Here is a 975-nt window from a genome sequence, read left to right on the forward strand (position 1 = left end):
TCGACGCGCGAGTTGAGGGTGCGCCCCGGCTCTGCCTGCACGTTGAGCGCGTGGGTGGCGTTCGACAGCCACGGCGGCCAGGGCAGCGTGTTCTGCGACATGGAGAGCTGGAACGAGGCCAAGGGCGGTTTCGAGCGCGTGTGGTCCAAGCCCGTCAAGGCCGACCACCAGTACGACTCCAAGGACGTGGCTCGGTGGACGCGCTGCCGCTGGACGTTTCGCGTGGGAGGGAGCGGCCGCGTGCGGTTCTACCTGTGCGCCTTCACCGACAAGTCCCAGTGCGATTTGTGGCTCTGCCGCCCCAAGCTCGAGGAGGGCGACACCGCCACGCCGTGGTGCGCGTATGATGACATGGACGCACGCAAGGGCAAGGACGCCGTTACCTACAAGCTGTTGCCGATGACAGAAAACGCGCTTGCCTACATGGATGGCGAGGATAAACAGAAACTGGTTGACCTGCAACTGGTGTACAAGATACAGAAGACCGTCGGCGAGCGGGTGAGTTTCACCACGTTGAAAGCCGAGGGAATGACGCTCACCGTTGAGCCGAGCTTTGGGGAGGCATTTGCGGATCTCGGCGACATATATGACTTGGGACACAGCTTGTCTTATGATGAGAAGAACCCTGTTAGCAGCTATGCCGTGACGTTGAAGAAAGGCGATGACATCGTGGACCGGCGCGTCGTGCCTGTCACGTTCAAGCCCAAGGTGGTGTTCGACATCGACACGAAGAATGGAGAGATTAACAGCGAGATAAGCAACGTTCGTGGTGACATGAACAGGGTTGAGCGAAACCTAAAACAGACCAGCAGCGCGGTGGGAAACCTCTCCGAGGATTTCACGCGTTTTAAGCAAACCGCGAACGAAATCAGCCTGACGGTGAATAGCGGCGCGCGCCCCAACCTGCTTTGGGGCAGCGACCTCAATCTCGACGGCGTGGACGTCGCGGACAAGGCGGCCGTGTCGCGGCGGCTT

The 975-nt window shown here is 60.2% G+C and carries 1 pseudogene; it reads left to right on the forward strand.

Going from position 1 to position 975, the window contains the following annotated elements:
• Positions 1-975: pseudogene (locus HMPREF1640_RS13475) on the forward strand (hypothetical protein); the annotation flags it as partial.

It is taken from the genome of Prevotella sp. S7-1-8, from assembly GCF_000758925.1.
Classification (GTDB): domain Bacteria; phylum Bacteroidota; class Bacteroidia; order Bacteroidales; family Bacteroidaceae; genus Prevotella.